The sequence below is a fragment of the Chromobacterium amazonense genome (assembly GCF_001855565.1).
GTDB classification, from domain to species: domain Bacteria; phylum Pseudomonadota; class Gammaproteobacteria; order Burkholderiales; family Chromobacteriaceae; genus Chromobacterium; species Chromobacterium amazonense.
The window spans coordinates 183,438-207,177 of sequence record NZ_MKCR01000027.1 but is presented as its reverse complement, the minus strand read 5'-3'; the positions used below and the strand labels follow the sequence as shown (position 1 = coordinate 207,177).

Genomic DNA, 23,740 nt, shown 5'->3' with positions numbered 1-23,740 from the left:
TGCGTGCTAGGATAATCGCCCGATTGTTCCGGAATCAATCCGCAAAACGGATTCATTGTTCTGATATGAAAACCATGCCCTCGCCCGACAACCTGCTGGCTTTCGATGCTTTGGCGCGCGCCGGCAGCTTCACCGCCGCGGCCAATTTGCTGGACTGCCACAAGAGCCTGGTCAGCTCGCGCGTCAAGGATTTGGAGCGTGAATTGGGCGCGGTGCTGGTGCTGCGCAGCACGCGCAAGGTGGCGCTGACCGAGGCCGGAGAGCGGCTGCGGCCGCACGCGGCGCGGCTGCGGGAAACCATGGCGCAGGCGCGGATGGCGGTGGACCAGACCCAGAGCGATCTGGCCGGGCCGCTGACCATCAGCACCACTTCGTCGCTGGCCCAATACGTGCTGGGACCGGCATTGAGCGAGATGGCGGCCCTGTATCCGGAATTGCAGCTATCGCTGCAGGTCAACAACCGCCTGCAAGACCCGGTGGCCGATGTGCTGGACTTCTGCCTGCGCTCGGCGCGCTCGCACACCGTGCATGACGAAAGCCTGGTGGCGCGGCTGGCAGGCTACGCCAGCGAAAACCTGTACGCGTCGCCGGCCTATCTGGCGCGCCACCCAGCCATCCGCCAGCCATCGGACCTGGCCGCGCATCGCTTGCTGGTGATGGAATCGGAACAACGCGATGGCCTGTTGCTGAAAAAGGGCGAGCAGTTGCTGCGCCAGCCGGTGGGCGCCCAACTTTATCTGAACGACTACCCGCTGCGCGCCGATCTGGCGCTGACTGGCCACGGCATTACGCTGTTGGCCGACTACGCGGTAGCGCGCCATCTGCAAAGCGGCGAGCTGGTGCGGGTCTTGCCGGACTGGCACTGCGACTACTGGCCCATCTATCTGGTGCATCCGTTCCGCACGCCGCTGTCGCGCAAGTACCAGACCTTCATCGACTTCGTGCTGCCGCGGGTGGCCGCCGCGCTGCCGGATAACCGGGTTCAGCCGGACAGCGACGGCCGCGCCAGCAATACGCGGTAGAACTCGACGAAGGCGCGCGCCGCCGCTGGCGCGTGGCGGCCCGGCGGAAACACCGCGTAGACGCCGCCCTTGGGCAGCGTCCACTGAGGCAGCAGATGGACCAGCCGCCCCTGGCGGATGTCGTCCTGCACGCTGAACGAATCCAGCACCGACACGCCAGCCCCGGCCAGCAGCAGCGTGCGCAGCGAGGCCGCGGAGTCCACCTTGATGCGCGCCCGCGTCCTGACTGTCGCCTCCTCGCCTGCCGGTCCGCTGAACAACCAGCTCAATGGCGTTTTCAACAGCGTCAACGCCACCCAGTCGTGATCGGCCAGTTCCTCCGGCCTGGCCGGCGCGCCGCGCGCTTTCAAATAAGCCGGCGAGGCAACCGGCAATTGGGCGAACTCCCCCAGTTTCAGCGCCCGCAGCGAGGAATCGCGCAAAGTGCCCAGCCGGATCGCCAAGTCCATCCCGGCAGCCACCAGATCCACCATATGGTCGCTGGCGTGCAGCTCCAGCTGCAGCTTGGGATGCTGGCGGAGGAACTGGGTGGCGGCCGGCGCCACCGATTCCGCCATATGGCTGACCGGGGCAGTCAGCCGCAACACGCCGGACAGCTCGGCCGCGCCGTGGCCGGCCTGCAGCAATGCGTCGCGCAAGGCCGCCAGCGCCGGCTGGGCGTCAAGATACAAGGCCTGGCCGGCTTCGGTCAGCTTCACCCGCCGGGTGGTGCGGGTGAACAGCGTCGCGCCCAGCTGCGACTCCAGCCGGCCCACCTGCAGGCTGACATTCGCCTTGGTCATGCCCAGCCGTTCCGCGGCGGCGGTGAAGCCGCCGGCTTCCGCCACCGCCACGAAGATCTGCAGCCCTTCCAGATTGTTCTCTACGCCTCTCGCCATATCAACTGTCAAATTTTCAATAACAATCAATTATGGTTTCAGCCGTTTATCGAATCAATCGAAAAGCGCATGATGACGTCCATCAGCGCTGCGTCGCGGCGCCCCAATCCAATATCAAACCAGGAGTCTCACCATGAAAATCGCACTGATCGGCGCCAGCGGCTATGTCGGTTCCGCCCTGTTGAAAGAAGCCCTGTCCCGCGGCCACCACGTCAGCGCGCTGGTTTCCCGCCCGGAACGCATCGAAGCGCAAGCCAACCTCTCCGCCGTGAAAACCGATGTACAGGACAGCGCGGCGCTGGCCGAGCAGCTGAAAGGCTTTGATGCCGTGATCAGCGCCTTCAGCGGCCACGCCCAGGCCGAGCAATTCGACTACTACGTCATGGGCGTGCGCGCCATCATCGCCGCCGCCAAGGCGGCCCAGGCCCCGCGCCTGTTGATGGTAGGCGGAGCCGGCAGCCTGGAAGTGGCGCCCGGCGTACAGCTGGTGGATACCCCGGAATTTCCGGAACAATGGAAGGCCTCGGCGCTGGGCGCGCGCGAAGCGCTGAACCTGCTGCGCGCCGAAACCGAGCTGAACTGGACGCTGCTGAGCCCGTCGGCGATGCTGGAGCCGGGCCAGCGCACCGGCCAGTTCCGCCTGGGCAAGGACCAGTTGCTGGTCGACGCCGAAGGCAACAGCCGCATCTCGGTCGAAGACTACGCCGTGGCGATGATCGATGAGCTGGAGAAGGGCGCGCATCCGCGCAGCCGCTTCACTGTGGGTTACTAAGCGACTTGCGCCACGTCGCTGGATCGCAGGACCGCTCGTCGAAGGCTGTATATTTATACGGCACCCCACTCCCCCTTCAGGTCGCGCCATTCGAAAAGTTGAGGGCAAGGTCTTAAGCTGGCGTTTGTTTGAGGCGCGCGACGCTAGCGCGCGCCGAGTTCGCCAGCGCCTTGACCTCGACGTTTCGGATGGGAATTCGCGGCCTGTGGGGCGGCCTGGAGTTGCAAGAGGGCTGGCCGCGCAGCCCTCTTGCCCGTCTGCGGGCGGAACCGCACCTTAAATCATCGTCCGCGCAGCGGACTCCACAAATCAAAAAGAATGCCGCCCATTGACTTGCATGAGCGGCATTTTCCTTGACACAGCGGGCCAGCCAAACTTACAGCTTGAACCGCCCCACCACCTGCTCCAGCGATTGCGACAGTTTTTCCAGATCGGCCACCACTTGGCCGGCGCGGGTGATTTCGGCGTCGGACTGGGTGGCCTGGCTGGACATCTGCTCCGCCGTGCGCGCCATGTCCTCGGTAGCCTTGGACTGCTCGCTGGCCGCGTCGCGGATTTCCGCCGCCTGGCGCACCACCAGCTGCATGCTGGACTGGATCTCCGCGATCTGGCGCTGCGCTTCCTCGGCCAGCTGCACGCCGCCTTGCACCGCGCCGTAGGTCTTGGCTACGCGCTCGCGCGCCTGGCCGGAGCCTTGCTGCATGCCGTCCACCATTTCGTCGATTTCCACCGTGGCCTGGCTGGTGCGTTCGGCCAGCTTGCGCACTTCATCGGCCACCACGGCGAAGCCGCGGCCCTGCTCGCCGGCGCGGGCGGCCTCGATCGCCGCGTTCAAGGCCAGCAGATTGGTCTGGTCGGCGATGTCCTTGATCACGCCGGCGATGCTGCCCACCTCGGAGGAGCGGCGCTCCAGCTCTTCCATCACTGCTTTCACCTCGTCCATGGAGGCGGCGACGGAGCCGATTTCCACACTGACCTTGCCCACCGCTTCCGCGCTTTGCGAGGACAGCGCGCCGGCCTGTTCCACCGCCTCGGCCGTGCCATGGCAGTTGCCGGCGATGTGGCTGACGCTGACCGACAGCTGTTCGATGGTGGCGGCTGTGGTTTCGCTGAGGTCGGCGTTGTAGCGCGAGCCCTCGGACAGGCTTTGCGTCATGCGCGTCAGCTCGCCGGCGCTGCGGTGCAGCTGCGCGCTTTGCTCGCGCACTTGCAGGAACATGGCGCGCAGCTGCTCCATGAAGCGGTTGAAGGCTTCGGCCACTTGGCCGGTTTCGTCGCCGCTCTGCACCGGCAGGCGCAGGGTCAGATCGCCGTGGCCAGAGCTCAGCGAGCGCATCGCGTTGCGCAGCTCCACCAGCGGACGGCTGATGAAGCCGGACACCCACCAGATCAACAGCAGCGACAGCGCCAGCACCACGGCATCCACGCCCACCACCCAGGCGATGGTGCGGGTGACGGCGCCGTAGACTTCGTCCTCGTCCATTTCCACCACCACGAACCAGTCGGCGCTGGGCATATAGCTGGAGGCGACGATGGTGGGACCGCCCGGGCCATTGAAATGCGCCAGATTGAAGCCGGATTTGTTCAGCAATTGCGGCGCCACCTCGGCCATGCCCGGCAGGCCGGGCAGCAGGGTCTTATTCTGCATCAGCGCCGGATCGCGGTGCAGGCGCACTTGGCCGCTGGCGTCCACCACATAGACTTGGCCATGCTCGCCCACTGCCATCTTGCGCACGCGCTCGGCCATCTGGGTCACGTCGAAGCCCAGGGCGGCCACGGCGCGATGGCCCGGCTTGTCCTTGTTGGCCAGCACGTTGACGAACATCATCACCTGCTGTTTGCCGGTTTCCGAGCCCAGCGTGAACTGGCTCTCGCGGCCGGAGGCCAGGAAATCCGCCAGCCACTTGTCGTTGCCCTTCGGGTCCGCCTTGACCGTGCCGTGGTCGATATAGATGTTCAGCGTCGCCTCGGATGTCCAGGAGATGATGGAGGCGCCGGAAGTCTGCATCAGCGCCTTGGCGTAATGCTGCCAGGCGGCCACGCCGGATTCCGGCTCGCCGGCGGCGGTCCAGTCCAAGAGATAGGTGTTGGCCGCCATCTGGCGGGTCTGGCTCAAGGGCAGCGAGATGGACGCGTCCAGCTCGTTGCGTATGGCTTCCACCGTCGCCTTCAGTTCGTGCTGCTCCAGCCGCTCGGTCAACGCGGTCTTGAACATGCGAGTGGACACCACGCCGGCGATCGCCAGCGAAACAAGCAGGATCAGCGCCACGCTGACCAGGATTTTCTGTTTGACCGACCAGTTCTTGAACATCTTGCTGGCTTCCTGAAATAAAAAAGGGAAAGCCCGGCCAACCCACTTGCCGGGCGAAACGACGATACCGCAGCGGATTCACTCATCGAATCCGCCTTGAACCCATACCGACGGAATATCGGCGGCAATTGTAACAAGGCTGTACAAGCGCAAGATGAATATTTTGCGAGAGATATCTTGATGTGGAGTAATTACCACACCCGCGGCGATTCAGCTCGGCTGGCGGCGCGCCGGCTCGCTGTCGTGCAGGTAAAGGGTGTAGATATCGCGCGGCGGCTGGATGCCGCAATCGGCCAGGGTGCGCCCCACCGCGCCGCGGTGGTAGCCGCCGCGGGTGATCACCTGCAGCTGCATTTCGGCCCGGCTCATCCGGCCGTGGCCGCCGTCGGTGAAGGTGAAATGGATGATTTCCGATAGTTTATCGGCGGTAAGAGCGGCCACATGGTCGAGATACCAGGCATCGGTGTCGCGCACGGTTTCCAGCAGCTGGGCCAGCTCCGGCGTGTCCGGGGTATTGGTGATGGCGCAGCCATGCAGCTGGCCGCTCAGATTGCCGCGGAAGATGCGGTCCACCCCATGGATAGGGTTGAGGATGCGGATGGCGGCATCGCGCTTCTCTGGGTGTGCCGCAGCGTCAAGCGTCGCCACCATCGCGTACAGCTCTTCATCGGCCCAGGATTTGCAGCGAAACCGCGAGTGAAACAGAGCGGTATCCATCGAGAGCGTCCGGTCGGAATGAAAACGCCATTGTCTTACATGTCATTTCAAGCTCATCCCCCTGCCCTATCGGCCATCCCTTCAAAACAAACCCCTAGCATGTGCCGAATAATCTCCTCGTCCGCGTATTTGCCGTAGACACGCAGGTATTCCACCGCCGGATCGCAGGTGCGGGCGTAGTAGCTGTACAGGATCACGTCGGCTGGCAGTTCGGCGCGCAGCTCGCCGGCCTCTTTCGCCTGCTCCACGATGCCCTGCAAAGTCTTGTGCAGCTTGATGGCGCGGCTGACGTAACGCAGGCTGCGCGTCAGCATGCCGCGCACCTGGGGGCTGGTGGATGGCAAAAAGGGCAGGCCGCCGGACAGACGCACCCGCAGCGCCCAGGCCAGCAGATCGCGCAGCCGGCCCAGCGGGCTCAGCGCGGCGTCCTGCGCGGCCAGGTAAGCCTGGGCATCGTCCAGCAGGCGGATCATCACCTCGGTGGCCAGCTCGTCCTTGGACTTGAAATGCTTGTACAGGCTGGGCTTGGAGATGCCGGCTTCGCCCGCCACGTCGTCCATGGTCATCAAGTCGAAGCCCTTGCTGGCCAGCATGCGGGTAGTGGCATCCAGCACCGCCTGTTCTCTCAGCTTGAATGCCTGATCCTTGAAGCTGAGCCTGCCGATAATACCCATCAGTAACACCTTTTACTAAGTAGTAGCATTTTTTTCTTACCAGTTATATCCTGAATATAAAGCAGCCGCCCCAGGCTGCCAAGCAAGGCTTGCACCCGCTTTTTCCATACAGGATCCACGGTGAACACACAGCAGCGACAACGCATCGCCGTCATCGGCAGCGGCATTTCGGGCTTGGCCTCCGCGCATTTTCTGGCGCGCCGCCATTTGGTGACCCTGTTTGAAGCCAACGACTATCTCGGCGGCCACACCCATACCGTCGATGTGGAGGTGGACGGCCTGCGCTTCGCCGTCGATACCGGCTTCCTGGTGTACAACGAACGCACCTATCCCAATCTGATCGCGCTGTTCCGGGAGCTGGACATCCCCAGCCATCCCACCGAGATGTCGTTCAGCGTGTCGCTGGACCACGGCAGGCTGGAATGGGCCGGCAGCAATCTGGACACCGTGTTCGCGCAGCGCGGCAATCTGCTGTCCGCCGGCTTCTGGGGCATGCTGGGCGACATCCTGCGCTTCAACCGGGAGGCCGAGCGCAATCTGGCGCGCGCGGCGCAGTCTCCGTTGACGCTGGGCGAGCTGCTGGACGCCGGCGGCTACGGACGCCGCTTCCGCGATCACTACCTGCTGCCGATGGCGGCCGCCATCTGGTCCAGCCCCTGCCGCGACATCCTGGCCTTTCCGGCGGAAACCTTTTTGCGCTTTTGCCTGAACCACGGCCTGCTGCAGATCCGCAACCGCCCGCCATGGCGCACCGTGCCGGGCGGCGCGCGGCAGTATGTGGACAAGATCGCCGCCGGCCTCGACGACATCCGTCTGGGCGCCCCGGTGCTGCGCGTCAGCCGGGTGGACGGCCAAGCCCGCGTCTTGACCCAAGCCAGCGAGGAAACCTTCGACGCGGTGGTGTTCGCCACCCATGCCCCGCAGACGCTGCGCTTGCTGGTGGACGCCGACGAGCGCGAGCGCGCGGTGCTGCATGCCGTGCGCTACCAGCCCAACGAGGCCGTGCTGCATTGCGACGACACCCTGCTGCCGCGCCGCCGCCGCGCCTGGGCCGCCTGGAACTTCATCGGCGACAGCCACGACGACGGCCAGGCCGTCGGCGTCAGCTATCTGCTGAACCGGCTGCAGCCGCTGCCGCTGGACACGCCGGTCATCGTCACCCTGAACCCGCCGCGGCAACCGGCGGCGGACAAGGTGCTGGGCCGTTTCGCCTATCAGCACCCCCTGCTGGACGACAACGCCATCGCCGCGCAGCGCGCCCTGCGCGGCATCCAGGGCCGCCACGCCTGCTGGTTCGCCGGCGCCTGGACCGGCTACGGTTTTCACGAGGACGGGCTGAAGTCGGGGCTGCGGGTGGCGGCGGACTTTGGCCTGGCGCCGGACTGGGCAAGGATCTGACATGGCCGACGCCTATCTGATCACCGGACAGGTCATGCATCACCGGCTGCGCCCGGCGCGCAACCGATTCGTCTACCCGGTGTTCTGCCTGCGGCTGAAGCTGTCGGCGCTGGAGCGGCTGTCCAGCCTCTGTTTCGGCGTCGACCGCTGGCGGCCCTTGATGCTGCGCACCGCCGACTACGGCCCGCGCGACGGCAGCCCGCTGCTGCCGTGGATACGGGCGCGGCTGACGGAGGCCGGCCTGCCGGCCGATGGCGAAGTGTGGCTGCAGACTTTCCCGCGCGTATTCGGCCACGTGTTCCACCCGGTCAGCTTCTGGTACTGCCACGACGCGGCGGGCGAGCTGCGCGCGGTGCTGGCCGAAGTGAACAATACCTTCGGCGAACATCATGCTTATTTGCTCAGCGCGGAGGGCGGCGGCGCCATCCGGCCCGCCAGCCAGCTGGTCTGCCGCAAGCTGCTGCACGTCTCGCCGTTTTGCCGCGTCGAAGGCCATTACCGCTTCCGTTTCGTCGAGCAAGCCGGCCACGCCTTGGTGCGCATCGATTATCACGACGAGGCCGGCGCGCTGCTCCATACCGCGGTATCCGGAAGCATGGCCGCGCTGACCTCCGGCCGCGCCCTGCGCGCCCTGCTGCGGCAGCCGCTGCTGACGTTGGGGGTGGTGGCCCGCATACATTGGCAGGCGCTGCGGCTGTGGCTCAAGCGCGTGCCGTTTTTCCGCAAACCCCATCCCCCCGCCGCGACGCTCAGCCGCGGCCAGGAGACCGCCTCATGAGCGCCAGCCAACCCCTCGCTCAATCCCGTCCCGACCTCCCCGCCGCCGGCCGCGTGCTGCTGTCGCTGTTGGCCAGGCTGCGCCGCGGCAGCCTGCGCCTGATCACGCCGGATGGAGAGGAATTATGGTTCGGCCAGCCCAAGCAGCCAGCCGACGCCAGCCTGATCCTGCGCGACTGGCGCGCCTGCGCCCGCATTCTGCAGCGCGAGGATATCGGCTTCGCCGAGTCCTACCGCGACGGCTGGCTGGACAGCCCGGACCTGACCGCCCTGCTGCGGCTGGCGCAGCGCAACGAGGACGCACTGCAGCTGGGGGCGCTGGGCCGGCTGGCCAGCCGGCTGTGGCATCGGCTGCGCCATGCCCTGCGCGGCAACAGCCGGCGCGGCAGCCGCCGCAACATCCATGCCCACTACGATATCGGCAATGACTTCTACCGGCTGTGGCTGGACCCGAGCTGGACCTACTCCAGCGCCTGGTTCGACGGCGATTACGGCCGCTCGCTGGCCGACGCCCAGGCCGCCAAATACCAGCGCATCTGCGACGAACTGCAACTGAAGCCCGGCATGCGCGTGCTGGAAATCGGCTGCGGCTGGGGAGGTTTCGCCGAGCATGCGGCTCGCCGCGGCATGGCATCACCCTCTCCAAAGCGCAGCTGGACTTCGCCCAAGCCCGGCTGGCCCAGGAGCCGCTGGCGCGGCTGGAATGGCTGGATTACCGCGACCTGCGCGGCCAGTACGACGCCATCGTGTCGATCGAGATGTTCGAGGCGGTGGGCGAGCGCTACTGGGGCCGCTATTTCGACACCCTGCGCCGCTGCCTGAAACCGGGCGGCCCCGCCCTGGTGCAAAGCATCACCATCGAGGAAGCGCGATTCGCGCAATATCGGGCCGAAGCGGACTTCATCCAGACCTATATCTTTCCCGGCGGCATGCTGCCCAGCCGCGAACGCTTCCAGCGCTCGGCGGAACAGCGCGGCCTGGCCTGCCGCAGCCGTCTGGACTTCGGCCCCGATTACGCCGAGACGCTGCGCCGCTGGCGATCGGGCTTCGAAACGCGGCTGCCGGAGGTGCGCGCTCAGGGCTTCGACGAGGCCTTCATCCGCCTGTGGCGGCTGTATCTGTGCTACTGCGAGGCCGGTTTCGACGAAGGCCGCATCGGCGTGTCGCAATTCTTGCTGCAAAGGAGCTGAATCATGCCCCGCCCGCCCCTGCTCGCCATGGTCGCCTTGCTGGCCGGTTGCGCCGGCCCGGCGGTCAGCGATTACGCCACCAACCGCCCGCTGCTGGACCCGGGCCAGTTTTTCCTCGGCAAGACCGAAGCCTGGGGCATGTTCCAAGACCGCCAGGGCCGTCTGGTCAAACGCTTTACCGTGGCGCTGGACGGCGAACGACGCGGCGATGAAATAGTGCTGAACGAGCGCTTCCAATACAGCGACGGCACGCGGCAGCAACGCGTGTGGCGCCTGCAGCGGCTGGGCGGCGGCCGTTGGCGCGGCCGCGCCGCCGACGTGGTGGGCGAGGCGCAGGGCGAAGCCGCCGGCAATGCGCTGCGCTGGCGCTATACCTTGCGGCTGCCAGTGGACGGCAAGGAATACGACGTCCAGTTTGACGACTGGATGTTCCTGCAGGACGACAACAGCCTGTTCAACCGCGCCACCATGAGCAAGTTCGGCTTCCCGCTCGGCGAAGTCACGCTGTTTTTCCGCAAACCGGAATCTGCGCCATGAAACTGCGCCTGAACCCGGCGATACCGGACTGGCGCGCGCGCCGGGTGTGGGTGATAGGCGCGTCCAGCGGCATCGGCGCCGCCCTGGCGGCGGAGCTGCTGGACGCCGGCGCGGAAGTGATCCTATCGGCGCGGCGCGCCGCGCCCATGCATGCCTTGGCTGACGGCCGCCCCGGCGCGCGGGTGGAAACGCTGGACGTCACCGACCCCGCTTCGTGGCGTTCGGCCTGGGCCCGGCTGGAAGCCGAGGCCGCGTTGCCGGACCTGGTGGTGTTCTGCGCCGCCGACTACCGGCCGCAGACCAGCCTGGACCTGCATGCCGAGGAAACGCGGCGCCTGATCGACACCAATCTGCTCGGCGTCTACCTCGGCCTGGAGGTGGTGCTGCCGACGCTGGCGCGGCAGGGCCGCGGCGGCGTGGCGCTGATCGCCAGCGTGGCCGGGTATGCCGGCCTGCCGGGCGCCGTGGTGTACGGGCCGGGCAAGGCGGCCCTGATCAACCTGGCGGAAATCCTGTACGCCGAACTCAAGCCGCTGGGCCTGGCGGTGTATCTGGTCAATCCCGGCTTCGTGGCCACGCCGCTGACCGCCAAGAACGACTTCGCCATGCCCGCCCTGCTGACGCCGCGCGCCGCCGCCGGCAACATCATGCGCGGCCTGGCGCGCGGCCGTTTCGAAATCCATTTTCCCTGGCGCTTCACCCTGTGGCTGAAGCTGTTGCAGCTGCTGCCGTACTGGCTGCGGCTGCCCTTGTTGACGAGGTTGGCACGCTGATGAAACGCACCCCTTCTCCCGACGCCTGGCAGGCCTTGCTCGACTGGTTCCAGACGCTGACGCCGGACAGCCTGGGCGAGATTGGCCGCTATTACGCCGACGACGCCCGCTTCAAAGACCCGTTCAACGATGTGCGCGGCGTCCCCGCCATCGAAGCGGTGTTCCGCCACATGTTCAAGACCGTGGACGAGCCGCGCTTCACCGTGCTGCACGCGCTGCGCGATGGCGACCAAGCCTTCATCACCTGGGATTTCGACTTTGCCTACGCCGGCCGCCGCGTCAATATCCATGGCGGCAGCCATCTGCGTTTCGACGCCGACGGCAAAGTGATGCTGCACCGCGACTACTGGGACGCGGCGGAAGAGCTGTTCGAGAAAATTCCGCTGTTGGGACTGCCCGTCGCCTGGATGCGCAAGAAATTGCGGGTGCCGACATGAAACCGGCTTTCCGCGGCAATAAGGCCGCGCTGCCGGCCAAGCGCTGCGCCGCCTGCGGCAGGACCATGGTGTGGCGCAAGAAATGGCAGCGCGACTGGGACGCGGTCAAATACTGCTCCGAACGCTGCCGTCGCCAACGGGCAGCCCAGCCATGAGCGCGACGCTGTACTGGCTGCGCCAGGACTTGCGGCTGGACGACAACTTGGCGCTGCTGGCCGCCTGCGGCTGCGCAAGCTTGCTGCCGGTGTATTGCCACTACCCCACCCGCGACAGCGGCTGGGACTGCCCGCGTCTGGGCCGCCACCGCGCCGCCTTCCTCGGCCAGGCCTTGGATAGCCTGGCCGCAGCCTTGCGCGACCGAGGCAGCGCGTTGTGCGAATTGCAAGGCCCGCCGGAAATCGTGTTGCCGGCGCTGGCGCGCCAGGTCGGCGCCGATCGCGTGGTATGCGAGCGCATCGCCGCACCGGAAGAAGAAGCCGAAGTGCTCGCGCTGCGCCAAGCGGGCCTGCAGGTGTGCGAAATCTGGCAGTCCAGTCTGTACCTGCCGGAGCAGCTGCCATTTGCCATCGAACGGCTGCCCGCGGTGTTCACAGATTTCCGCCGCGCGCTGGAGCAGGCCGGCCCCCAGCCCCTGCCGCCGCAAAACGCTCCAACCGCCTTGCCGCCCTTGCCGGCCGGCTGGACGCCGCGCGAACCGCCGCCCCGCACGCCGCCGGCCATCGAAGCGCGCTCGTCCTTTCCCTACCATCTGCCGGCATGCCATGGCGGCGAAACCGCGGCGCGCGCCCATTTTCAGCAATACCTGGCGCGCGGGCTGCCGCATCGCTACAAGGCGACGCGCGACCGGCTGTACGGCGTCGACTTTTCCAGCAAGCTCTCACCATGGCTAGCCAGCGGCGCGTTGTCGCCGCGACGTGCCTGGCAGATGCTGAAAGCGTTCGAAGCCCGGCACGGCGCCAGCGAAGGCAGCGACTGGATAGGCTTCGAGCTGCTTTGGCGCGATTACTTCCGCTTCCTGCACCTGCGGCATGGCGCGCGGCTCTATCACGCCGCAGGCCTGTCCGCCCTGCCGTCGCCCGCGCATGATGCGACGGCGTTTCAGCGCTGGCGAAAAAGCGAAACCGGCCAGCCCCTGGTGGATGCGGCGATGCGCGAGCTGAGCGCCAGCGGTTATCTGTCCAATCGCTTGCGCCAGGTGGCGGCCAGCTATCTGATTTACGAGTGCGGCGGCGACTGGCGCGCCGGCGCGGCGTGGTTTGAATCGCAGCTGATCGATTACGACGCATACAGCAACCAGGGCAACTGGCTGTATATCGCCGGCCGCGGCACCGATCCGCGCGGCGGCCGCCGCTTCAATCCCGAGCGCCAGGCGGCGGAGCACGATGCCCAAGGACGCTACCGCGCGCTGTGGAGCACCGCATGAGTGCGTACAAGCGGCACGATCCGAGCCCGCGCCAACCTCCAGACCGAAGATGAGAACCAATATGTGGAAACGACGCATCACGCTGCTCGCCCTGGCCACCGCCCTGCTCGCCGGTTGCGACACCGCGCCGCCGCCCGGCATCGCCCCGGTGCGGCCCTTCCAACTGACGCGCTATGAGGGCCGATGGTACGAGATCGCCCGGCTGGACCACCGCTTCGAGCGCGGCCTGACAGCCGTCAGCGCCGACTACAGCCTGAATCCGGACGGCAGCATCCGCGTGGTCAACCGCGGCTACGACCCCGCCATCGCCGGCTGGCGCGAAGCGGTGGGCAAGGCCTGGTTCAATGGCCTGTCCGATGTCGCCTCGCTGCGGGTATCGTTCTTCGGGCCGTTCTACGGCGGCTACCATGTGGCGGCGCTGGACCCGGACTACCGCTGGTCGGTGGTGGTGGGGCCGGACAAGGACTATCTATGGCTGCTCGCGCGCGACAAGCAGCCGCCGGCGGCCGCCAAAACAGCCTTGCTGGCGGTGGCGTCCAAGCTGAAGGTGCCGGCCGACCAGCTGATCTGGGTAGAGCAAAACCGTGCCGACAACTAAGACGCGCCTGAATCCGGACAAGCTGCTGAACAGCAAATGGACCGCCGCCGCGCCGCGAAACAAGGAAAAGCATTTCCTGGTGGTGGCGCTGAACCGTCACGCGCCGGACGGGCCGGTGCAGACGGTGACGCTGGAGGCCGTCTACACCCGCCGCCAATCCGAACTGCCGTGGCGCGCGCTGACCGACGCCGCGCAATGGTTGCAAGGCTGGAAATAGCTTCGCGCCGAGTCTGGCGAAACCGATAGCCTCAGGCGGCAGGCTTGCCGTAGGCGATCAGGAACACTTCAACCGCCGAAGCCACCCAGGCAGGCCGGGTCTCCTTAGGCGCCAGCTCATCCACCAGGCCGGTGATCATCGCCACCTGGCATTCGGCGTGCAGCAGGCCGTGGAAATGCATGGCCGCGGTCCATGGCGAAGCCTCGCGCAAGCGGCCGGCCCGCATCTCGGCCGCCATGAACTCCGCCAGCTTGCCCCAACCAACCTTGGGACCGTTTTCATAGAACAGCAACCCCACTTCGGAGCGGCTGCCGCTGCCCATCACAATGGCGCGCAAGGCGCGCAGCTCCGGGCTGAACAGATTGTCCAGATACGCCTCGCCGAAATCCTGCAGCACCGCCGCCAAGTCGCCGCCCGGCACCAGCCTGACGTAAACCTGCGACATCTCTGCGGCCAGACAGGCCATCACTTCCAGAAACAGCGCCTCTTTGGACGAGAAGTAGTTGTAAAGCGTGGCCTTGGAGCCGCCGGCGCGGGTGGAAATCTCCGACATCGACGCCGCCTCGTAGCCGCGCTCCAGAAACACCTCGGTCGCCGCGGCGACGATCGCCTGACGCTTGCTTTCGCTTTTTGTACGCATATCCACCTTTAAACTGAACCGTACAGTTCAATTTTTCTTGACAGGTCATTTCGCTCGAAATATAACTATACCGTACCGCACAGTTTAAACCAATAACACCCGGATAGAGACCATGAGCATCCCCCACTCTTCGCCGCATCCGCTGCCCGCCATCGGCCTGCTGGCCGCGCTGGCGCTGCTGAGCGGCTGCGCCGCGCTGCCCGACATGGGCTCGGCGCCGCAACCCAAACCGCTGCAACAATACCAGAATACCCAAAGCCTGCCCTCCGGGCAGGATCAATGGGCCAACAGCCAATGGTGGCTGAAATACGACGACGCGCAGCTGAGCCAGTTGATGGACGAGGCCCAGCGCCAAGCGCCGGACCTCGCCGCCGCCCGCGCCCGCGTCGAACGCGCCGAGGGCTTGGCCCTGCAGGCCGGCGCCGCGTTGCTGCCCAGCGCGGACCTGAACGTGGCGATCAACCGCGACAAACAAAGCTACAACAACGGCATGCCGGCGCCGACGGGTTTCAATACCAGCGGCCGCGCCACGCTGGACTTCAGCTACGAGCTGGACTTCTGGGGCAAGAACCGCGCGGCTGTCGCCGCCGCCACCTCGGAACTGAGCGCCGCCCAGGCCGACGCGGCCGAGGCCCGGCTGATGCTGACCACCTCGCTGGCCGCCGGCTATGCCGAGCTGGCGCGGCTGTTTGCCGAACGCGACGCCGCCGCGCAGGCGTTGGACGTGCGCAGCCACACCGCGCAGCTGCTGCGAGAGCGGCAACGGCAAGGCATGGAAACGCTGGGCAGCGTGCGCCAGGCCGAATCCCGTGAGGCCGCCGCCCGCGCCGACCTGCAAGCCGCCGACGAGAGCATCGCGCTGCAACGCCACAGCCTGGCGGCCTTGATCGGCGCCGGTCCGGACCGCGGCCTGGCCATCGCCCGCCCGGCATCCGGCCTGTTTCGCGAACAGCGGCTCCCGGCCACGCTGGCTGCGGAACTGCTGGGCCGCCGACCGGATCTGGCCGCCGCCCGGCTCCGCGCAGAAGCCGCGGCCAAACGCATCGACGCGGCTCAGGCCCAGTTCTACCCCAACGTCAATCTCACCGCCTTCGTCGGCGCCCAGTCGCTGGGTCTGGACCTGTTCGCCAAGAGCGGTTCCGGCATAGCCGGCATCGGTCCGGCGGTCAATCTGCCTATTTTCCGCGGCGGCCAGTTGCAGGGCCAGTACCGCCTGGCCCGCGCCGATTACGACGCCGCCGTCGCCAGCTATGACGCCACCTTGAGCCAGGCGCTGCGCGAAGTGGCCGACGCCGTCAGCAGCCAGGCTTCGCTGACGCCGCAGCTGGAACAACGCCGCCTGGCGCTGCAAACCGCCGATGAGGCCTACCGCGTCAGCCAGAACCGCTACCAGGGCGGCCTGGCCAACTATCTGGACGTGCTGAACACCGAAGACACGGTCATCGCCAGCCGCCGCAGCCTGGCTTCGCTGGAAGCCCGCCGCCTCTCGCTGGACATCGCGCTGATCAAGGCGCTGGGCGGCGGCTATCAACCATCCGAACCCGCCCGCTGAGGCCGCAGGCAAACCCAAACAAGGACTACCCAACATGAGCGAAAACGTACAAGCCCTGCCGGCCTCCGAAGCGCCCGCCGCCGCCGGCAACCCCATGCAACGCAAGAAGCTGTTCACCCTGCTGTTCGGCGCGGTGGCCGCCGCCGCCGTCGCCTACGGCGCTTACTGGACGCTGATCGCCTCCCGCCACGTCAGCACCGACAACGCCTACGTCGCCGCCGAAATCGCCCAGGTGACGCCCGAAGTGGCCGGCACCATCCAGCAAGTGAAGGTGGTTGACACCCAGCCGGTGAAAGCCGGCGACGTGCTGGTGGTGTTGAACGACAGCGACGCCAAACTGGCGCTGGCCCAGGCCGAAGCCGACCTTGCCCGCGCCGAGCGCCGGGTCAAAGGCTATTTCGCCAACGACGAAGGCCTGTCGGCCCAAGCCCAGGCGCGCGGCGCCGACCAGGCCCGCGCCGCCGCCCAGCTGGCCTCGGCCCGCGCCGACCTGCAACGCGCCAAACTCGATTTGCAACGCCGGCAGGCGCTGGCCAAGAGCGGATCGGTCTCAGGCGAGGAGCTGAGCAACGCGCAGAACGCCTACGCCACCACCGAGGCCAATCTGAAAGCCGCCGAGGCAGCCAGTCGCCAGAGCGAGGCCAATTACCGCGCCGCCGTCGGCAGCCTGAAAGCCAACCAGACGCTGACCGCCGACAGCACGGTGGACAGCAACCCGGAAGTCGCGCTGGCGCGCGCCAAACGCGACCAAGCCAAGCTGGACCTCGCGCGCACGGTGATCCGCGCCCAGGTGGACGGCGTGGTGGCCAAGCGCCAGGCGCAGGTAGGACAGCGCGTGCAGTCCGGCACGCCGTTGATGTCGGTGGTGCCGCTGCAGGACGCGCATGTGGACGCCAACTTCAAGGAAGTGCAATTGAGCAAGGTGCGCGTCGGCCAGCCGGTGGAGCTGACCGCCGACCTGTACGGCGGCAAGGTGGTGTACCACGGCAAGGTGGCCGGCCTGTCCGGCGGCTCCGGCGCGGCGTTTGCCATGATTCCGGCGCAGAACGCCACCGGCAACTGGATCAAGGTGGTGCAGCGGCTGCCGGTGCGCATCGCGCTGGACCCGGCCGAACTGAAGGCCCACCCGCTGCAGGTGGGGCTGTCGATGGAAGCCACCGTCGACGTCAGCGAGTGAGGTCGCCATGTCTAGCGCGAATCCCGCAGCCGGCGGCGTCCAACAGCCGCTGACCGGCAATATGCTGTGGCTGGCGGCGCTGGTGCTGGCCGCCGCCAACTTCATGGTGGTGCTGGACACCACCATCGCCAACGTGTCGGTGCCCAATATCGCCGGCGGCCTGGCGGTGTCGTCCAGCCAGGGCACCTATGTCATCACCTCCTACGCGGTGGCCGAGGCCATCACCGTGCCGCTGACCGGCTGGCTGGCGGCGCGGCTGGGCACCGTGCGGCTGTTCGTCGGCTCGATGCTGCTGTTCGGCGTGTTCTCCCTCCTGTGCGGCCTGGCCGGCTCGCTGGAGACGCTGGTGCTGTTCCGCGTGCTGCAGGGCTTGGCCGGCGGCCCGTTGATGCCGATGTCGCAGACGCTGCTGCTGCAGATTTTCCCCAAGCAGAAGGCCGGCGCAGCGATAGGCTTGTGGAGCATGACCACGCTGATCGCCCCCATCATGGGGCCGATTCTGGGCGGCACCTTGTGCGATCAGGCCAGCTGGCCATGGATCTTCTACATCAACGTCCCCATCGCCCTGGGCTGCGGCATACTGGGCTGGAGTCTGCTCAAGCGCTACCAGAGCCAGGTGGCCAAGCTGCGCGTGGATGTGGTGGGGCTGGCGCTGCTGATGCTGTGGGTGGCCTCGCTGCAGCTGATGCTGGACAAGGGCAAGGAGCTGGACTGGTTCGGCTCGCCCCTCATCGTCTGCCTGGCCATCGCCGCGCTGGTCGGCTTTGCCGCCTTCCTGATCTGGGAGCTGACCGAGGCCCAGCCCATCGTCGATCTCAGAGTGTTCCGCCACCGCGGCTTCTGGGCCAGCGTGCTGACCATCTCGCTGGCGTTCGGGTCGTTCTTCGGCGCCACCGTGCTGACGCCGCAATGGCTGCAAACCTATATGGGCTACACCGCAACCCAGGCTGGCTACGCCACGGCGATGAGCGGCATCCTGGCGGTGATGGCGGCGCCGATCGCGGCCAAGCTGTCCACCCGGCTGGACCCGCGCAAGCTGGTGTTTTGCGGCGTGATGTGGCTGGGCTGCGTCACGCTGTACCGCAGCTTCTCCACCACCGACATGGGTTTCTGGCAAGTGGCGCTGCCGCTGCTGTTCCAGGGCCTGGGCATGCCGTTCTTCTTCGTGCCGCTGACCGGGCTGGCCATGGCCAGCGTGGAGCCGGCGGAAATGGCGTCCGCAGCCGGCCTGATGAGCTTCATGCGCACGCTGTCCGGCGCCTTCGCCACCTCGCTGGTCACCACCGCCTGGGACGACAAGGCCAGCTACAACCACGCGGAGCTGGCCGACATGGTGGACAGCGGCGGCGACGCCCTGCGCGCGCTGACCGGCGGCGGCATCAGCGACGGCGCGGCCTGGGGCACCATCGAGCATGCGCTGCAGACGCAGAGCATCATGCTGTCCACCAACCAGATCTTCTGGCTGGCCGGCCTGTCCTTCGTGATGGCCGCCTGCGCCATCTGGCTGGCGCCGAAGCCAGGCCGCGTGGCCGACACCAGCCAGGCGCACTGAGTCGCCTGGCCGCCGATTTCACCAGCTTGCCCCGCGCCCTCGTGGCCGGGGCTTTTTTCATCCTGTCTACAAGACCAAGCCCTTACATATCGACACCTTCCTGTAACAGGCACATGCATATGGCGCGCGGCATCAATGCGACAAACGGCCGCTGTGGCCAGCCGGCGGCTGGTGGCGCAGGCGGGGAAGATCATCGGCTATTGATCGTCGGCTGAAACGACAAGAGGCCCGGATGGGCCTCTTTGATTTTGATCCCGCGAGGATCAATCGTCCCGCGTCAGCACTTCCAAGAGTTCAATCTCGAACACCAGATTGGAATTGGGAGGAATGCGGTCGCCGATCTGGCGTTCGCCATAGGCCAGATGCGCCGGCACCCACAGCTTGCGCTTGCCGCCCACCTTCATGCCCATCATGCCTTGGTCCCAGCCCTTGATCACGCGGCTGGTGCCGATCACGCACTGAAAGGGGCGGCCCTTGTCCACGGAGGAGTCGAACTTGGTCCCATCCTCCAGCCAGCCGGTGTAGTGAGTGGTGATCAGCGCGCCGCGCACGGCTTCCTTGCCCTCGCCCACCACCAGGTCTTCCATCTTCAGTTCTTCGCTCATGCTCTTCATCCACTGCTTGGCCCGCGCGGGCGACAAAGCCGTATTGTAACCCGCGCGGCGCACTCTGGATCAGGCGTCCCAGGCCGGCGCGAAGTCCGGATCGGCGATGCGGCCGCCGTCTTCCAGTTTGGCGATCCGCGCCATGTCCGCGTCGTCCAGCCGCAGCGTCAGCACCTTCAGGTTGGCCGCCAGATTGGCGCGCTTGGTGGACGACGGGATCACCGCGATGTCCTGCTGCAACTGCCAGGCCAGCGCCACCTGGGCCGCCGTGGCGCCATGCTTGCGGGCGATGTCCTGCAGCACCGGATCCTGGATCACGCGGCCGTAGGCCAAGGGCATGTAGCCGGTCAGCGCGATGCCGTGCTGGCGGCAGAAGGCGCGCACCTTCAGGTTTTGCAGATACGGATGCACTTCCAGCTGGTGGGTGGCGATGGCGTCCGCGCCCACGACGGCGATGGCCTGCTCCAGATGCTTGATGGTGAAGTTCGATACGCCGATCTCGCGGGTCAACCCCAATTGTTTGGCCTCGGCCAGTTGCTCCATATACACCGCCATAGGCACTTCGTCCTTAGGCGACGGCCAGTGGATCAGCGTCATGTCCACCTGCTCCAGCCCCAGCTTGTCCAGGCTTGCGCGCAGGCTGGGAATCAGCTTGCCCTGGGCAAACTGGTCGGTCCAGATCTTGGTGGTGACATACAGCTCGCCGCGCGGCAGGCCACTGTTGGCGATGGCGCGGCCCACGTCCGCCTCGTTGCGGTAAATCTGCGCGGTGTCGATATGGCGGTAGCCCAGCTCCAGCGCCATGGCGACGGCGTCTTCGGCCTGTTGCTCCTTGAGACGGAAAGTCCCCGCGCCCAGTTTTGGCATTTGCATGATGCGTTTCCTTATTGTGTGAAGCCGGGCGGGAAGCGCCCGGCGTAAGAATTCAGATGCGGTCGGCCGCGATCGGCATGCTTTCATCATCGACAGCGTCCAGCCTACCGGACCAGGCCGTCAATAGCCAAGCCGCCAACACGATCAAGGCACCCACCCACGGCGTGGCCATCAGCCCCAGCCGCTCGACAACCAACCCGCCCAAGCCGGCCCCGCCGGCGATGCTGACATTGAAGGCCGCGATGTTCAGGCCGGACGCCACATCCACCGCGTGCGGCACGCGCGCCTTGGCCTGCGATACCACGTAGAGCTGCAAGCCAGCCACATTGCCGAAGGCCGCCGTGCCCCAGGCCAGCGCCGTCAGCGCCACCAGCCATTTGGAGCCGGCGGGGAGGGTCAGGGCCAGCAACACCAGCGCCAAGCCGGCGAAGATGATCTTCAAGGCGGCTACCGGCCCCTTGCGGTCGGCCAGACGGCCGCCCTGGTCTGAGCCTGGCGCGCGTAGATTTTCAAATCCGCGACACACAATGCCACTAGAATAGCCTGACACAGGGGAACTCCCCTGCCCCGCCGGTCTCATACCCAGCGTACCGTTTTGCCCGGCAGGCGCGGCATTCGCCCGTCGGCTACCGCAGTTTGCAGTTGTTCCCCTTTCCAGAAATGAACAGGAGAAGCGCCATGCAATTGAACGGAAAAGTCGCTCTTATCACTGGCGCCGCCAGCGGCATCGGCAAGGAGATCGCCCTGGTTTACGCCCGCGCCGGCGCGGCGGTGGCCATTGCCGACATCAATCTGGATGCCGCCCGCAAAACGGCCGACGAGATCGTCACCACCGGCGGCAAGGCCATCGGCGTGGCGATGGACGTCACCAGCGAAGAGGCGGTCAACCAGGGCACCCAGCAAGTGGTGGACGCTTTCGGCCAGCTGGACATCCTGGTGTCGAATGCCGGCATCCAGATCGTCAATCCCATCGTCAATTACAGCTTCGCCGACTGGAAGAAGATGCAGGCCATCCATGTGGACGGCGCCTTCCTCACCACCAAGGCCGCACTGCCGCACATGTACAAGGACGACCGCGGCGGCGTGGTGATCTACATGGGTTCGGTGCACTCGCACGAGGCCTCGCCGCTGAAGTCCGCCTACGTCGCCGCCAAGCACGCCCTCTTGGGCCTGGCCCGGGTGCTGGCCAAGGAAGGCGCGCCGCATAATGTGCGTTCGCATGTGATCTGCCCCGGCTTCGTCCGCACCCCGCTGGTGGACAAGCAGATTCCGGAACAGGCCAAGGAACTGGGCATCAGCGAGGACGAAGTGATCAAGCGCGTGATGTTGGGCAACACCGTGGACGGCGTGTTCACCACGGTGGACGACGTGGCGCAAACCGCGCTGTTCCTGGCCGCCTTCCCCAGCGCCGCCCTCACCGGCCAATCGTTCGTGGTCAGCCACGGCTGGTTCATGCAATAAGGAGCCGTCATGGCGCTGGATAAACTCAATCCGGCCTGCCACGCCGACGCCGGGATCTACCACAGCCCGGCGTTGCCGCCCGACCACCGCTATCAAGTTGTGGCGCTGGTGCTGCAGGGCGGCGGGGCGCTGGGCGCCTATCAGGCAGGCGTCTACCAAGGGCTGGCCGAAGCCAAGCTGCACCCCAACTGGGTGGCAGGCATTTCCATCGGCGCGCTGAACGCCGCCATCATCGCCGGCAATCCGCCGGAGAAACGCGCCGAGCGGCTGGAACAGTTCTGGACCACCATCAGCCGCCCGCCGCTGCTGCCGCCCAGCCCGCACAATCTGCTGGAGCCGAGCCATCCGCTGCCTCCGGTCGTCCAGGGCTGGCTGAATGGCCTGGAAGCCTGGCGCGCGCTGACCGAGGGCCAGAACGGCTTCTTCGTGCCGCGCTCGCCGTTGCGGCACCACGCCGGCGGCACCGCCAGCTTCTACGACACTTCGCCGCTGAAGAGCACGCTGGAGAGCCTGGTGGATTTCGACCGGCTGAACGACAGCGGCGAGATGCGGGTATCGGTGGGCGCGGTCAATGTGAAGAGCGGGAACTTCGTCTACTTCGACAACACCCGCGACAAGCTGCGCGCCGAACACTTCATGGCCTCCGGCGCCTTGCCGCCGGGCTTTCCGGCGGTGGAAATAGACGGCGAGCACTACTGGGACGGCGGCATGGTGTCCAACACCCCGCTGCAGCAAGTGCTGGCGGCCAAGCCGCGCAAACATTCGCTGGTGTTCCAGGTGGACCTGTGGAATGCGCGCGGCGCGCTGCCGGAGGACCTCTCCAAAGTGGCGATCCGGCAGAAAGACATCCAGTTTTCCAGCCGCACCCGGATGATCACCGGCTATATGAAGGAAACGCAGCAGTTCCGCCAGATGCTGCGCGAAGTGCTGGAGCTGGTGCCGGAGGAGCAGCGGCAGGCGCCGGCCTACCGACGCGCCGCCGAACAGGCGTGCAGCCGCTTGTTCAACGTGGTGCACCTGATTTATCAGGACAAACCCTTCGAAGGCCATTACAAGGACTACCAGTTCAGCGCCAGCACCATGCGCGACCATTGGCGCAGCGGCCTCGACGACATCCGCTCCAGCCTGTCGCATCCGGAATGGCTGCGCATGCCTTCGCCTGAGCAACCTTTCGTCACCCACGACGTCCATCGGCAGGCCTGATCTTGCAAGCGCTTGCAGGCTCCCTCCGGGGAGCCTTTTGCCGCCGCGCCCAAGCGATTTGCTATGCTTGAGCAGAGCGACAGGGCGGGTAGCCACGATGAAATGGATAGCGGTGTGACGGGATGGATAAAATGTTGCTTGCTGGGCGTGATGAGCTTGTGCCTGCACGTCGCGGCGGCCGAGCCAGCCGTACGCTTGCTCACCGAAAATGACCCGCCGTTCAACTACCCGAACGAACATGGCGGCGTCACCGGCATTTCCACCGAGATGGTGACGGAAACCTTTCGCCGCGCCGGCATTCCCTACTCGATTGAGATCATGCCCTGGCTCAGAGCCTATAATCTGGCCCAGGTCGACTCGAAAACCTGCCTCTACTCCACCACCCGCAACGATGAGCGCGAAAAACGGTTTCAGTGGGTAGGCCCATTGCTGAAAAACGACTGGGCCGTGTTTGCCGGACCGCGCAGCCCGCCCGGCGTGCAGGACATGGCCGCCCTCAAGTCCTTCAGCATAGGCGGCTATCGCGGCGACGCCGTAGCGCTGTATCTGCAAAACCGCGGGTATAAGATCGAATACACCTCGGATGATGTGCTGAACCTGCGCAAGCTGATGGCCGGCCATATCGACTTCTGGGCCTCCGGCATCTATCACGCCCACTTCCTGGCCGAACATGAGCGCTTGGGCCCTCTGCGCCAGGTGGCGACCTTCTCGTCCAGTTACCTGTATCTGGCCTGCCACCCGCAAACGCCGCCCGCCACCCTGGCGCGGCTGAGTGCCGCGCTGGACGCCATGCGGCATGACGGCTTCATCGACGCGCTGAAGAAACGCTACCTGACCCCGCCGTAAAGCCATTTCGCGCCGGTAAAGAATCGCTACGCGGCGCGCGCAACGCCTCGATTCGCCGCCAAACGTATTCCTGCGCGACCGCTCGCCAAACATCAACCGCCGCTAGA

Annotated in this window: 26 protein-coding genes and 1 pseudogene; 19 read left to right on the top strand and 8 right to left on the bottom strand. The window is 66.3% G+C overall.

Annotated elements, in window-relative coordinates:
- Positions 1-74 precede the first annotated feature (74 nt).
- Positions 75-1,022, top strand: coding sequence for a LysR family transcriptional regulator (locus BI343_RS12015; RefSeq protein ID WP_244886634.1), 948 nt, complete (start codon positions 75-77; stop codon positions 1,020-1,022).
- Here BI343_RS12015 and BI343_RS12010 read toward each other — a convergent pair.
- Entirely contained in the window at positions 983-1,900 is a 918-nt protein-coding gene (locus tag BI343_RS12010; RefSeq protein ID WP_071109852.1) for a LysR family transcriptional regulator, read from the bottom strand. The two genes, BI343_RS12015 and BI343_RS12010, sit on opposite strands and share 40 nt — an antisense overlap.
- A 133-nt stretch (positions 1,901-2,033) precedes the next feature.
- Between BI343_RS12010 and BI343_RS12005 the strand changes: the two genes are divergently transcribed.
- Entirely contained in the window at positions 2,034-2,672 is a 639-nt protein-coding gene (locus tag BI343_RS12005) for an NAD(P)-dependent oxidoreductase (protein ID WP_071109851.1), read from the top strand.
- Positions 2,673-3,048: 376 nt separating this feature from the next.
- Here BI343_RS12005 and BI343_RS12000 read toward each other — a convergent pair whose 3' ends face one another.
- The 3 genes from BI343_RS12000 to BI343_RS11990 all read right to left on the bottom strand — a co-directional run bounded on the left by BI343_RS12000 (position 3,049) and on the right by BI343_RS11990 (position 6,374).
- Entirely contained in the window at positions 3,049-4,983 is a 1,935-nt protein-coding gene (locus tag BI343_RS12000) for a methyl-accepting chemotaxis protein (RefSeq protein WP_071109850.1), read from the bottom strand.
- Between the two features lie 210 nt (positions 4,984-5,193).
- Positions 5,194-5,700, bottom strand: a complete 507-nt coding sequence (locus BI343_RS11995) for a DinB family protein (protein ID WP_071109849.1) — start codon at positions 5,698-5,700, stop codon at positions 5,194-5,196.
- A 53-nt stretch (positions 5,701-5,753) separates the two neighbouring features.
- Positions 5,754-6,374: a TetR/AcrR family transcriptional regulator gene (locus tag BI343_RS11990; protein ID WP_071109848.1), complete on the bottom strand. Its 621-nt coding sequence runs from the start codon at positions 6,372-6,374 to the stop codon at positions 5,754-5,756.
- Positions 6,375-6,494: 120 nt separating this feature from the next.
- On the opposite strand from BI343_RS11990, the gene BI343_RS11985 reads away from it, so the two are divergent.
- From BI343_RS11985 to BI343_RS11945, 11 genes and pseudogenes are all read left to right on the top strand, one after another.
- The gene (locus BI343_RS11985; RefSeq protein WP_071109847.1) at positions 6,495-7,772 is read left to right on the top strand and encodes an NAD(P)/FAD-dependent oxidoreductase; all 1,278 of its coding nucleotides are present in this window, start codon (positions 6,495-6,497) and stop codon (positions 7,770-7,772) included.
- 1 nt (position 7,773) lies between these two features.
- Positions 7,774-8,550 carry a DUF1365 domain-containing protein gene (locus BI343_RS11980; protein WP_071109846.1) on the top strand — a complete coding sequence of 259 codons (777 nt, stop codon included), beginning with the start codon at positions 7,774-7,776 and terminating at the stop codon, positions 8,548-8,550.
- Positions 8,547-9,113: pseudogene (locus BI343_RS20605) on the top strand (class I SAM-dependent methyltransferase); the annotation flags it as partial. The gene BI343_RS11980 and the pseudogene BI343_RS20605, both read left to right, overlap by 4 nt.
- Entirely contained in the window at positions 9,005-9,739 is a 735-nt protein-coding gene (locus BI343_RS20600; protein WP_280513334.1) for a class I SAM-dependent methyltransferase, read from the top strand. The pseudogene BI343_RS20605 and the gene BI343_RS20600, both read left to right, overlap by 109 nt.
- 3 nt (positions 9,740-9,742) lie before the next feature.
- Complete coding sequence (locus tag BI343_RS11970; RefSeq protein ID WP_071109845.1) at positions 9,743-10,276, top strand: DUF3833 domain-containing protein; 534 nt, start codon at positions 9,743-9,745, stop codon at positions 10,274-10,276.
- A complete protein-coding gene (locus tag BI343_RS11965; RefSeq protein ID WP_071109844.1) occupies positions 10,273-11,049 on the top strand; it encodes an SDR family NAD(P)-dependent oxidoreductase in 777 nt (258 codons plus the stop codon). The genes BI343_RS11970 and BI343_RS11965 overlap by 4 nt, the downstream gene beginning before the upstream one ends.
- Positions 11,049-11,486, top strand: a complete 438-nt coding sequence (locus tag BI343_RS11960; protein WP_071109843.1) for a nuclear transport factor 2 family protein — start codon at positions 11,049-11,051, stop codon at positions 11,484-11,486. The genes BI343_RS11965 and BI343_RS11960 overlap by 1 nt, the downstream gene beginning before the upstream one ends.
- Positions 11,483-11,641, top strand: a complete 159-nt coding sequence (locus BI343_RS19330; RefSeq protein WP_083340925.1) for a DUF2256 domain-containing protein — start codon at positions 11,483-11,485, stop codon at positions 11,639-11,641. Before BI343_RS11960 ends, BI343_RS19330 begins: the two co-directional genes overlap by 4 nt.
- A complete protein-coding gene (locus BI343_RS11955) occupies positions 11,638-12,909 on the top strand; it encodes a DASH family cryptochrome (protein WP_071109842.1) in 1,272 nt (423 codons plus the stop codon). Before BI343_RS19330 ends, BI343_RS11955 begins: the two co-directional genes overlap by 4 nt.
- A gap of 61 nt (positions 12,910-12,970) precedes the next feature.
- A complete protein-coding gene (locus BI343_RS11950) occupies positions 12,971-13,507 on the top strand; it encodes a lipocalin family protein (RefSeq protein ID WP_083340924.1) in 537 nt (178 codons plus the stop codon).
- Complete coding sequence (locus tag BI343_RS11945; protein WP_043624560.1) at positions 13,494-13,724, top strand: TIGR02450 family Trp-rich protein; 231 nt, start codon at positions 13,494-13,496, stop codon at positions 13,722-13,724. The genes BI343_RS11950 and BI343_RS11945 overlap by 14 nt, the downstream gene beginning before the upstream one ends.
- Before the next feature lie 31 nt (positions 13,725-13,755).
- On the opposite strand, the gene BI343_RS11940 is transcribed toward BI343_RS11945, so the two are convergent.
- Entirely contained in the window at positions 13,756-14,364 is a 609-nt protein-coding gene (locus BI343_RS11940) for a TetR/AcrR family transcriptional regulator (protein WP_071109840.1), read from the bottom strand.
- A gap of 112 nt (positions 14,365-14,476) precedes the next feature.
- On the opposite strand from BI343_RS11940, the gene BI343_RS11935 reads away from it, so the two are divergent.
- From BI343_RS11935 to BI343_RS11925, 3 genes are read left to right on the top strand one after another with little or no spacing between them, the layout of a single operon-like run.
- Positions 14,477-15,916: an efflux transporter outer membrane subunit gene (locus tag BI343_RS11935; protein ID WP_071109839.1), complete on the top strand. Its 1,440-nt coding sequence runs from the start codon at positions 14,477-14,479 to the stop codon at positions 15,914-15,916.
- A 34-nt stretch (positions 15,917-15,950) separates the two neighbouring features.
- On the top strand, positions 15,951-17,093 hold the full coding sequence (locus tag BI343_RS11930; protein WP_071109838.1) for an HlyD family secretion protein: 1,143 nt from the start codon (positions 15,951-15,953) through the stop codon (positions 17,091-17,093).
- Positions 17,094-17,100: 7 nt separating this feature from the next.
- Positions 17,101-18,645 (top strand): DHA2 family efflux MFS transporter permease subunit, encoded by a 1,545-nt coding sequence (locus BI343_RS11925; protein ID WP_071109837.1) that lies wholly within the window; start codon positions 17,101-17,103, stop codon positions 18,643-18,645.
- Between the two features lie 263 nt (positions 18,646-18,908).
- Here BI343_RS11925 and BI343_RS11920 read toward each other — a convergent pair whose 3' ends face one another.
- From BI343_RS11920 to BI343_RS11910, 3 genes are all read right to left on the bottom strand, one after another.
- Entirely contained in the window at positions 18,909-19,250 is a 342-nt protein-coding gene (locus tag BI343_RS11920; protein WP_071109836.1) for an FKBP-type peptidyl-prolyl cis-trans isomerase, read from the bottom strand.
- A 69-nt stretch (positions 19,251-19,319) separates the two neighbouring features.
- A complete protein-coding gene (gene dkgB / locus BI343_RS11915; protein ID WP_071109835.1) occupies positions 19,320-20,123 on the bottom strand; it encodes a 2,5-didehydrogluconate reductase DkgB in 804 nt (267 codons plus the stop codon).
- A 52-nt stretch (positions 20,124-20,175) separates the two neighbouring features.
- Positions 20,176-20,565: an MFS transporter gene (locus BI343_RS11910; RefSeq protein ID WP_244886633.1), complete on the bottom strand. Its 390-nt coding sequence runs from the start codon at positions 20,563-20,565 to the stop codon at positions 20,176-20,178.
- Positions 20,566-20,801: 236 nt separating this feature from the next.
- Here BI343_RS11910 and BI343_RS11905 point away from each other — a divergent pair, with 236 nt between their 5' ends.
- From BI343_RS11905 to BI343_RS11895, 3 genes are all read left to right on the top strand, one after another.
- Entirely contained in the window at positions 20,802-21,584 is a 783-nt protein-coding gene (locus BI343_RS11905) for a 3-hydroxybutyrate dehydrogenase (RefSeq protein WP_071109834.1), read from the top strand.
- 9 nt (positions 21,585-21,593) lie between these two features.
- On the top strand, positions 21,594-22,787 hold the full coding sequence (locus tag BI343_RS11900; RefSeq protein ID WP_071109833.1) for a DUF3734 domain-containing protein: 1,194 nt from the start codon (positions 21,594-21,596) through the stop codon (positions 22,785-22,787).
- 114 nt (positions 22,788-22,901) lie between these two features.
- Positions 22,902-23,633 (top strand): substrate-binding periplasmic protein, encoded by a 732-nt coding sequence (locus BI343_RS11895; RefSeq protein WP_169829011.1) that lies wholly within the window; start codon positions 22,902-22,904, stop codon positions 23,631-23,633.
- Positions 23,634-23,740 lie beyond the last annotated feature (107 nt).